A 10453-nucleotide genomic window follows, 5' to 3' on the forward strand; every position below is an offset into this window, starting at 1 on the left:
CAGTCTTCAACGCAGCGCCGCGCGGCGCTTCTCGTCGATCCATTTCGACGCCTGGGCCGGCTGGTAGTTCTTCATCCAGGCCAGCATCTCTTCGATGTCCGAGCCGTACCACAGGTCCTGGCGCTGCTCGGGGTGCAGGAAGCGCTCTTCCACCATGCGATCGATCATGCCGATCAGCGGTGCGTAGAAGCCGTCCACGTCGAGGAACGCGCAGGGCTTGTTGCCGATGCCGAGCTGGCGCCAGGTCAGCATCTCGAAGATCTCTTCCATGGTGCCGAAGCCGCCGGGCAGGGCGACGAAGCCATCGGACAGATCGAACATGCGCGACTTGCGTTCATGCATCGAACCGACGATCTCCAGTTCGGTCAGGCCGCGATGGGCCACTTCCCAGTCGGCCAGCTGGCGCGGAATCACGCCGGTGACCTCACCGCCGGCGGCGAGCACGGCATTGGCCACGGTGCCCATCAGGCCGACATTGCCGCCGCCGTACACCAGGCGCATGCCGTCGCGGGCAATGCGGTCGCCCAGCGCGATGGCGCGTTCGGTGTAGACCGGCTTGCTGCCAGCGTTGGAACCGCAGTACACACAGATCGACTTCATGGATCTTCCTGTCTTGGCCGGAAACGAAAACGCCCCGCCGTCGACCAGTGAAGCCGGTCGCAGGGCGGGGTGTCCGGGCAATTATGAGGCCTCGCCGTCGTTCTCTGTAGCGCCGGGCCATGCCCGGCGGCATTTCGTTCAGATCACGGCCAGCCCGTCTGCCCCAGCCGGGCGGCGCCCGGCGTTACGCGGGTGCGGAGTTACGCAGCGGCAGCCTGCTCGCGGCGGGGGCCTTCACGCAGCGCGCGGCCGACCATCCCCACCAGCAGGTCCAGCTCGCTGCTGTCCATGCCGAAGTGCGGGGTGAAGCGCAGCGAGTTCTCGCCGCCATGGATCACGTTGATGCCGTGCTGGCGCAGCCATTCCTCGGTGGAATTGGCGCCATAGCACTTGAACTGCGGGGCCAGCTCGCAGGAGAACAGCAGGCCGGTGCCCTGCACCTTGGTGATCAGGCCGCCCAGCTCGTTCTTCAGCTGCTCCAGCTTGCGCACCGCTTCGGCGCCGCGCTCGGTGATGTTGGCGCGGACCTGCGGGGTCAGCTGGGCCAGGGTGGCGCAGGCCACGTCCAGCGCACGCGGGTTGCTGGTCATGGTGTTGCCGTAGATGCCCTTGCGGTACAGCTGCGCGGCGTGCTCGGTCACCGCCAGCACCGACAGCGGGTACTGCGCGGCGTTCAGTGCCTTGGAGTAGGTTTCCATGTCCGGCGCATCCAGGCCTTCGAAGCCCGGATAGTCGACCACCGACAGCACGCCATGGGCGCGCAGGCCAGCCTGGATCGAGTCCAGCAGCAGCAGGCTGCCATGGGCGCGGGTCAGTTCGCGGGCCAACGCATAGAACGCAGGCGGCACGGAGCGGCCCGGGTCGCCTTCGCCCATCACCGGCTCCAGGAACACCGCTTCGATGAACCAGTTGTTCTGCGCGGCATCCTCGAACACCTTGCGCAGCCCGGCCTCGTCGTACGGTGCGACGGTGATCACCGACTCCTCACCACGGTAGCTGGCCAGGTGCTGCATGTAGGTCTTGCGGCTGGAATCGGAATACAGCGCCGGGCGGTCGGTACGGCCGTGGAAGCTGCCCTTGATGACCACGCGCTTGATCGCCGCACCGGCATGGCGGGCGCCCGGGTCGGTCTGCAGCTTGGCGTTGACGTCGGCGATGCGCGCGGCCAGGCCAACCGCTTCGGAGCCGGAATTCAGGCACATGAAGCGCGTGAACGGACAGCCGCCACGACGGTGGCCGATCTCGGCCCGCAGCGCGGTGATGAAGCGCTGCTGGGACAGGCTGGGGGTCATGATGTTGGCCATCACCTGCGGCCGTGACATTGCCTCCATGACCGCATCGGGGGTGTGGCCGAAGCCGAGCATGCCGTAGCCACCGGCGTCATACAGCACCGCGCCCTTCAGGGTGACCACCCACGGGCCGCGTGCGGCCAGCGCCACGTACGGGGTCACCGCATCATCGGCGTAGAAATTGACGAAGCCGTCCTGCATGGCATCGATCTGCGCCTGCTCATCCTGTGCCAGCAGCGGCCCCAGCTCGGCCTGCACGCGCGCGAATTCGGCAGCAGCGGCATCGACTGCGGCAACCAGTTGCGGATGGTTGGCGGCGAGGGCGGTCAGGGTTGCGTCATCCAGGCCGTTGGTGAGGCGGGTGCCGGGCTGGGCGCGGAGGGGGGCGAGGCGTTCGATGAAGCTCATTGCAGATCTCCTGAAACGTTGGGTCGCACGGGCCTTCAAAAGCAAAAAGCGCGTCTTTACGCGCGCTTGGGGCGGGCTCGTGCAGCGGACTTCCTCGTCGATGCTAGCACTTGTTTTTTTGCGCGATAACCCCGCAAAAGACTGCTGCATAGCAGCATTTTGCGCGACGTTCGGGCTCGGTCGTGCCGGCTCGCAGACGCTGGACGTACAATGCGCGCCATTGTCGACCTGTTGCCGTCCACTGCCTTGAAGAAGTCCGATTTCCATTACGACCTGCCGGCCGAACTGATCGCCCAGGCCCCCTTGGCCGAACGCTCGGCGAGCCGCCTGCTGCTGGTGCCGCCGGCACCGGCTGCCTTCACCGACCTGCAGGTGCGTGACCTGCCATCGCTGCTGCAACCGGGCGACCTGCTGGTGTTCAACGACACCCGGGTGATCCCGGCGCGCCTGTTCGGGCAGAAGGCCAGCGGTGGCCGCGTGGAGATCCTGATCGAGCGCCTGCTCGGCGGTCAGCAGGCCCGTGCGCAGGTGGGCGCCAGCAAATCGCCGAAGGCCGGCAGCCGCATCGCCCTGGATGCCGGCGGCGAAGCCGAGGTGCTGGGCCGCGACGGCGAGTTCTACGTGCTGCAGTTCCACGTGCCGGAGTCGCTGGAACAGTGGCTGCTGCACGCCGGGCGGCTGCCGTTGCCGCCCTACATCCAGCGTGAGCCGGGCGTGGACGATCGCGAGCGCTACCAGACCGTGTTCGCGCGCGAAGTGGGCGCGGTGGCGGCGCCGACTGCAGGCCTGCACTTCGACGAAGCGCTGCTGGCGGCACTGAAGGACAAGGGTGTGGATTTCGGCCACGTCACCCTGCACGTGGGCGCAGGCACGTTCCAGCCGGTGCGCGCCGACGACCTGAAGGACCACGTCATGCATCGCGAGTGGCTGAACGTGGGCGCCGAGCTGGTGCAGCAGGTGCGGCGCACGCGTGCGGCCGGTGGCCGGGTGATCGGCGTCGGCACGACCGTGGTGCGCGCGCTGGAAAGCGCGATGCGCGATGGCGAACTGCTGCCGTTCGCCGGCGAAACGCAGATCTTCATCACCCCGGGATACCGGATCCGCAGCGTCGACGCGATGGTGACCAATTTCCACCTGCCCGAAAGCACGCTGCTGATGATGATCTCGGCCTTCGCCGGCAAAGAGCGGGTGTTCGAGGCCTACCAGCACGCCATCGAGCAGCGCTACCGCTTCTTCAGCTACGGCGACGCGATGCTGCTGTTCCCGCAGGCGGGCTGAGACGCCAACACGCGCTTGCGGTGGGTGCGCACCGTTCGTGCGCACTTGCGGTGCCTGAGGGGTGGGAAAGCCACGCATGGCGTGGCTCTACTGTCGCCCAGTAGATCCACGCCATGCGTGGATGATTCTGTCCGCGAGCGGGTTCCGCCGGGTTGCTCAGCCCAGATCCACGTTGCACTCGCTGAGCAAGACAGATTGGCCGTCCGAGACCATCAAATGGCGACCTTGGATACGGGCCAAGCGAACGCCCAGTGTCCTTGCCCCGGCTTCCACCGCCGCCCGCCATCCATCCAGATCGCCGTGGAAGGAAAGGGCTCGGAAGCGCTGGCCGTTCGGTGCAACTATCCGGCAGCTGTCCGATACGATGCCACCGCTGCTTGCGACGATCTCGCCGGCAGAGTCCAGCAGCGTGTGGAACTGACTTGCAGCACCGCTCGTTTCGTAGTCTTCGTAATAGACAAATTCCACGCCGGCCACAGTGTTCGTTCCTGGGGCGGTTCGATCGGCACTTTGCTCGATTTTTCCGCAGAGGATTCTTTCCAGGGTTTTTCGGTCGTTGTTCATTACTCGCCTCGACTCATTCCGGGCCCGCTTGCGCGATCAACTGGATCCCGAGTGGGGGAAGGGGGGCTCGTCCTGAACGCGCCACCCATGCGCGGCTGTTGCTGCGCAAGTCTTGCTTCGTGGGTTGAAATCTCTGAAGGATCGACTTCAAATCGACGTATCCACTGATCGGCGTGCCGGCCGATCAGCCTCGGCTCTGCGGACTTCGGGTTGGAATGGAGATTGCCAGCCGATGCTGGTCGGATACCCCTGAGTTGATGGTCCAGCAGCACGTAGGCCGGCGGTCGTGGATCCTCTGCGTCTACGAGGGCGAGGGGCCTTGCCCCGGCTTGGACCATGACGCCGTTACCATAGTCGTGAAACGTGAAATGCTGCTCGGCAAGAGCGCTGCGGAGTTGATCGACCCCTCCGGCCGCTGCCAGCCGGGCATGATCCAGCAGGGTCAACCAGCTCACCGTCTTGATCTTGAAATTCTTGAATTCGGGTCGGTTGGCCAGGTGCGCAGCGTGCCCCGCATCCAAGCCCGGAAGACGCTGGGCCAGTACTGCTTCGACAGGCTCATTGCGCTCGCGGCGTACCGCGCTCAGATTCAAGGCGTAGCCTGCATGCCCATGCTCGGCCCTCAGCCAGCGTGCGCAGTTGATCGCCAGTTCGATGAAAGGGCGCCAGCACCCCGAGACGTGGCCAATCGGGACCGACAGTTCGAATACGCTCATGTCGCTGCCCATCCGGGATTGCCAGCCACGCTTGCCATAAACGAGGAACTGCCAGGCGCCCGCGTCCTCGGCCTTGGAGCCGCTGGTGTAGCAGAAGCTGAGATGGTCGTCTTCCGACAACGGTTCGATCATTTCGCGCAGCGTCTTGCAGTCCTTGACGCGCTGCCGGGGGAGCCCATCCTTCGGTTTCTCGCGCCAGAGCCATGACAAGGCATCCCCCGCGAGCTCGTGGAACGCGTCGAAACAAAGGCAGAGGTGGTCTCTCGTCGGGACCGAGTGTGCATCCTTGAAGTAGAGGGTCAGGCGTAGGCACATCACCGCGCCTATATAGCTCGCGGGGCCGCCCGGAAGAAGCAGGTCGCCAGGAAGCTTGAGCGACTCCAGTGCGTCCGTAGTCCATTCAATCTCCAGGGGAAGCTCGCGCAGGGTGGACATGAGTGAAGTGCCAGCATGTGTAACTGCTCACCCTAAGAAGAAGGCTTCCAGGCGCCAAGGCCAATTGCGACAAGCAGGTGTCGTATGGACACCTGTTCAGGCCTGAATGGGCGACCGGCCCTGTTTTGGGAGACAATGGGCGACTATTTGCCCGAACGACCGCTCCATGTCCCGATTGCAGTTCCAGCTCCAGACCCGTGATGGCCGCGCCCGCCGTGGCCGCCTGACCTTCCCACGTGGCACGGTGGAAACGCCGGCCTTCATGCCGGTGGGGACCTATGGCTCGGTCAAGGGCATCCTGCCGGACCAGGTGCGCGCGCTGGGCGCCGAGATCATCCTCGGCAACACCTTCCACCTGTATCTGCGCCCGGGCCTGGACATCATCGCCGACCATGGCGGCCTGCACGGCTTCTGCCGCTGGGATGGCCCGATTCTGACCGACTCCGGCGGCTTCCAGGTGTTCTCGCTGGCCCACCGCCGCAAGATCACCGAGCAGGGCGTGACCTTCGCCTCGCCGACCGACGGTGCCCGCGTGTTCCTGGGGCCGGAAGAGAGCATGAAGATCCAGAAGGTGCTCGATTCGGACGTGGTGATGATCTTCGACGAGTGCACGCCGTACCCGGCCACCGAGGACGTCGCCCGCCGCTCGATGGAGCTGAGCCTGCGCTGGGCCCAGCGCAGCCGCAACGCCCATGATGAACTCGGCAACGACGCGGCCCTGTTCGGCATCGTCCAGGGCGGGGTACATACCGACCTGCGCAGCCGTTCGGCCGAAGCCCTGCAGGGGATCGGCTTCGACGGCTATGCCATCGGCGGCCTGGCCGTGGGTGAGCCGGAAGACGAGCGCAATGCCATGCTCGACCATCTGGACCCCGAGCTGCCCGCCGACCGTCCGCGCTACCTGATGGGCGTCGGCCGCCCCGAGGACCTGGTCGAGGGTGTCGCACGTGGCGTGGACATGTTCGACTGCGTGATGCCGACCCGGAATGCGCGCAACGGCCACTATTTCACCTCGTTCGGCACCGTCCGCATCCGCAATTCACAGTACGCGCGGGACATGGACCCGATCGAGCCGGGCTGTGGCTGCGTGGCCTGCGCCGGCGGCTATACCCGCTCGTACCTGCGTCATCTGGACCGCTGCAACGAGATGCTGGCGCCGATGCTGGGCACCCAGCACAACCTCTTCTATTACGAAAAACTCATGGCCGACATCCGCGCGGCCATCGAGGCGGGAACCTTCCTGGCCTTCCGCGAGTCCTTCTATGCAGCACGCGGGGCGGTAGCGCCGCCCCTGTAAACCCGCAGCACCCCCTGCCAAACGGCCCAAGGACGAATGCCCGGGGCCGTGGCATACTTCAAGGCTGACCCAGATCCGCGGTCGACACCTCGTGCCCGTGAAACGGCCGAAGCGCCGCCCAACCAAAGGACCAACGATGAACCTGCTTGCCTTCCTGATTCCCGCCGCCCACGCCCAGGCCGCCGGCGGCCAACCGCAGGGCATGGGCCTGACCACGCTGCTGTTCCCGATCATCCTGATCGCCATCATGTACTTCCTGATGATCCGCCCGCAGATGAAGCGGCAGAAGGAGCACAAGGCCATGCTGGAGAAGATCAAGCGCGGCGACGAAGTGCTGACCAACGGCGGCATCGCCGGCAAGGTCACCGATATCGGCGACAACTTCGTCACCGTCGAAGTGGCCGAAAACGTGCGCATCCGCGTGCAGAAGGGCGCCGTGGGCAGCGTGCTGCCGACCGGTACCCTGGATTCGGCCAAGTAAGCCACTCCCTTTCTGAAGCACAACCGCGGCGCCGGGGATGGCGCCGCGCGGGACCCAAGCAATGCTCGAATTTCCACGCTGGAAGTACGTCGTCATCGTGATCGTACTGGCGCTCAGCGCGCTGTACGCACTGCCCAACATCTACCAGAAGGACCCTGCCATCCAGATCACCGCCAACCGTGGCGGCCAGATCGACGATGCGCTGCGTGACCGTGTGCTGGCCGACCTGAAGAAGGCCGGTGTCACCACGCTGGGCGCAGAGAAGGAAGGGGACAGCCTGATCGTCCGCCTGTCGGACCTGAAGTCGCAGTCCGCCGCCAGCGATGCGCTGCGTGACAGCGTGGGCGAGAACTACACGGTGGCCCTGAACCTGGCCTCGACCGTGCCGGACTGGCTGGCCAAGCTCGGCGGTCGCCCGATGGTGCTGGGCCTGGACCTGCAGGGCGGCGTGCACTTCGTGCTGCAGGTCGACCAGAAGGCCGCGCTGGACAAGCGCCTGGATGCCTACACCGAGGACGTGCGCAGCACCCTGCGTGATGCGCGCATCGCCTACCAGTCGGTCGAGCGTCGTGCCGACAACACCATCGTCGCCAACCTGAGCCCGTCGGCCGGCGAAGATGCCGGTACCCGTGCCCGCGCCGCGCTGGCCAAGGCGCAGCCGACCCTCGGCTATGACGTCAGTGGCAACCGCATCACGGTGTCCATTCCGGAAGCCGAGATCGCGCAGATCGCCAACGGCGCCATCGAGCAGAACATCAATACCCTGCGCAACCGCGTGAACCAGCTCGGCGTGTCCGAGCCGATCATCCAGCGCCAGGGCGCCGACCGCGTGGTGGTACAGCTGCCGGGCGTGCAGGACACCGCCGAAGCCAAGCGCATGATCGGCGCCACCGCCACCCTGGAATACCGGGCTGTGGTGGAAGGCAACGCGCAGGACGCCATCGCGTCGGGTCGTATCCCGCCGGAAGCCAAGGTCTACCAGCGTCGTGACAACGGCGGTCCGGTGCTGCTGAACAAGCGCGTGATCGTCACCGGTGACCAGATGGTGGCCGCGCAGGCGGTGACCGACTCCACCAGTGGCACCCCGGCAGTCAGCGTGACGCTGAACAACGTCGGTGGCCAGCGCATGTTCGACTTCACCAGCGCCAACGTGAACAAGCCGATGGCGGTGGTCTACACCGAGCGCGTGCCGACCGTGACCGTCGTCGACGGCCAGGAAGTGCGTGGCTTCAAGGTCAACGAGGAAGTCATCTCGGTGGCCAACATCAACGGCGTGTTCGGCAAGAACTTCCAGACCACCGGTCTGCAGAAGAAGGAAGCCGAGGACCTGGCCAAGCTGCTGAAGTCGGGCTCGCTGGCTGCGCCGATGGACTTCGTCGAAGAGCGCGTGGTCGGCCCGAGCCTGGGTGCGGAGAACGTCAAGAACGGCATCACCGCGGTGGTCTACGCGTTCATGTTCACCCTGGTGTTCTTCACCATCTACTACCGCATGTTCGGTCTGATCACCTCGGTCGCGATGCTGTTCAACCTGCTGATCGTGGTGGCAGTGATGTCGCTGTTCGGCGCAACCATGACCCTGCCGGGCTTTGCCGGCCTGGCGTTGTCGGTCGGTCTGTCGGTCGACGCCAACGTGCTGATCAACGAGCGTATCCGTGAAGAGCTGCGTGCCGGCGTGCCGGGCAAGACCGCGATCGTGACCGGCTACGAGCGCGCCTCGGGCACCATCCTCGACGCCAACCTGACCGGCCTGATCGTCGGCGTGGCGCTGTTCGCATTCGGTACCGGTCCGCTGAAGGGCTTCGCGCTGACCATGATCATCGGTATTTTCGCTTCCATGTTCACCGCGATCACCGTATCGCGTGCACTGGCGACGCTGATCTACGGCCGTCGCAAGAAGCTCCAGAACGTGGCCATCTGACGGGACGACACGCACATGAAACTGTTTCCGCTGCACATCCTCCCGAACGATACCCAGATCGACTTCATGCGCTGGCGCCATGTCGCGATGGTCGTCACGATCATCGTGTTCCTGGCATCGATCGGCATCATCGGCTTCAAGGGCTTCAACTACGCTCTGGACTTCACCGGCGGCACCCTGATCGAAGCCCGCTTCGAGCGCCCGGTGGACGTCGAGCAGGTCCGTTCCAAGCTGGAGCAGAACGGCTTCGACGGCGCCCAGGTACAGAGCGTCGGTGGCAACACCGACCTGCTGATCCGCCTGGCCCCGCACGGTGAGCACGCTCCGGGTACCGGTGGCGCCTCTGCCGAGGACAAGGCCACCGCCGCGGCCGTGGTCAAGGCGGTGTCTTCGGCCGACAACCAGGCCACCGTGCTGCGCAATGAGTTCGTTGGTCCGCAGATTGGCAAGGACCTGGCGATGAATGGCCTGTACGCCACCATCTTCATGCTGGCCGGCTTCCTGATCTACATCGCGGTGCGCTTCGAATGGAAGTTCGCGGTCACCGCCAGCATCGTGGCCATGTTCGACCTGATCGTGACGGTGGCTTACGTGTCGCTGCTCGGCCGTGAGTTCGACCTGACCGTGCTGGCCGGCCTGCTGTCGGTGATGGGTTTTGCGATCAACGACATCATCGTGGTGTTCGACCGCGTCCGCGAGAACTTCCGCAGCCTGCGCGTGGAGCCGATGGAAGTGCTGAACCGTTCGATCAACCAGACGCTGTCGCGTACGGTGATCACGGCGGTGATGTTCTTCCTGTCCGCGCTGGCCCTGTACCTGTACGGCGGCAGCTCGATGGAAGGCCTGGCCGAGACGCACATGATCGGTGCGGTGATCGTGGTGCTGTCCTCGATCCTGGTGGCGGTGCCGATGCTGACCATCGGTGCCCTGCGGGTGACCAAGCAGGATCTGCTGCCCAAGGCCAAGGACGTCGAGGCCCTGGCGCGTCGTCCGTAAGCCTCCGCTGCACGCAGTACACAGAGAACCCCGCGCAAGCGGGGTTTTTTGTTGGCAGGGCTGCGCCCTGCACCTGCAGAGGCAACAGCAACAGCAACGGCAACAGCGGGCTATCCGTGGGATGGCGGGGCGGTGTCGGAGTGCGGGGACGCCGCAAGTACGTCCCTGTAGGCTTGGCAGCCGCATCCATGCGGCTGACACCCCGCAATCCGACACCGCCCCACCTCTGACAGATCCCCACGGCTGTGGGTAGGTGTCGACCTTGGTCGACACATCTGTCAGACATCGAAACAATTCTGGGGTCAGATCCGTTTTCCTCCGGAAAACGGATCTGACCCCGAGAGCAGTCCCGACAGATCGCAGAAAACTGTCGAAGGCGGGGTGGGTCCGGTTGCGGGGGTGTCCGCGGCATGGATGCCGCGGCCAAGCCTACAGGGACGTATTCACGGCGTCCCCCGCAACCGGACCCAC

Annotated in this window: 9 protein-coding genes; 5 read left to right on the plus strand and 4 right to left on the minus strand. The window is 65.3% G+C overall.

The window, feature by feature from the left end:
• Window positions 1-6 precede the first annotated feature (6 nt).
• Both AC13GI_RS15445 and AC13GI_RS15450 read right to left on the minus strand, forming a co-directional pair.
• The gene (locus AC13GI_RS15445) at window positions 7-600 is read right to left on the minus strand and encodes an LOG family protein (RefSeq protein ID WP_025875132.1); all 594 of its coding nucleotides are present in this window, start codon (window positions 598-600) and stop codon (window positions 7-9) included.
• Window positions 601-800: 200 nt separating this feature from the next.
• Complete coding sequence (locus AC13GI_RS15450) at window positions 801-2297, minus strand: aminotransferase class III-fold pyridoxal phosphate-dependent enzyme (protein ID WP_482996739.1); 1497 nt, start codon at window positions 2295-2297, stop codon at window positions 801-803.
• A 246-nt stretch (window positions 2298-2543) separates the two neighbouring features.
• On the opposite strand from AC13GI_RS15450, the gene queA reads away from it, so the two are divergent.
• Window positions 2544-3575 (plus strand): tRNA preQ1(34) S-adenosylmethionine ribosyltransferase-isomerase QueA, encoded by a 1032-nt coding sequence (gene queA / locus AC13GI_RS15455; RefSeq protein WP_099820217.1) that lies wholly within the window; start codon window positions 2544-2546, stop codon window positions 3573-3575.
• A 156-nt stretch (window positions 3576-3731) separates the two neighbouring features.
• On the opposite strand, the gene AC13GI_RS15460 is transcribed toward queA, so the two are convergent.
• Window positions 3732-4139, minus strand: coding sequence for a hypothetical protein (locus AC13GI_RS15460; protein ID WP_482996740.1), 408 nt, complete (start codon window positions 4137-4139; stop codon window positions 3732-3734).
• A complete protein-coding gene (locus AC13GI_RS15465; RefSeq protein WP_482996741.1) occupies window positions 4139-5290 on the minus strand; it encodes a type VI immunity family protein in 1152 nt (383 codons plus the stop codon). Before AC13GI_RS15465 ends, AC13GI_RS15460 begins: the two co-directional genes overlap by 1 nt.
• A gap of 166 nt (window positions 5291-5456) precedes the next feature.
• Between AC13GI_RS15465 and tgt the strand changes: the two genes are divergently transcribed.
• From tgt to secF, 4 genes are all read left to right on the plus strand, one after another.
• Window positions 5457-6587, plus strand: coding sequence for a tRNA guanosine(34) transglycosylase Tgt (gene tgt, locus AC13GI_RS15470; RefSeq protein ID WP_025875126.1), 1131 nt, complete (start codon window positions 5457-5459; stop codon window positions 6585-6587).
• A gap of 136 nt (window positions 6588-6723) precedes the next feature.
• Entirely contained in the window at window positions 6724-7068 is a 345-nt protein-coding gene (yajC, locus tag AC13GI_RS15475) for a preprotein translocase subunit YajC (RefSeq protein ID WP_025875124.1), read from the plus strand.
• A 61-nt stretch (window positions 7069-7129) separates the two neighbouring features.
• A complete protein-coding gene (secD, locus tag AC13GI_RS15480) occupies window positions 7130-8986 on the plus strand; it encodes a protein translocase subunit SecD (RefSeq protein ID WP_482996742.1) in 1857 nt (618 codons plus the stop codon).
• A 15-nt stretch (window positions 8987-9001) separates the two neighbouring features.
• Entirely contained in the window at window positions 9002-9982 is a 981-nt protein-coding gene (gene secF, locus AC13GI_RS15485; RefSeq protein WP_099820199.1) for a protein translocase subunit SecF, read from the plus strand.
• Window positions 9983-10453 lie beyond the last annotated feature (471 nt).

This window comes from Stenotrophomonas sp. 82F1 (assembly GCF_056861525.1).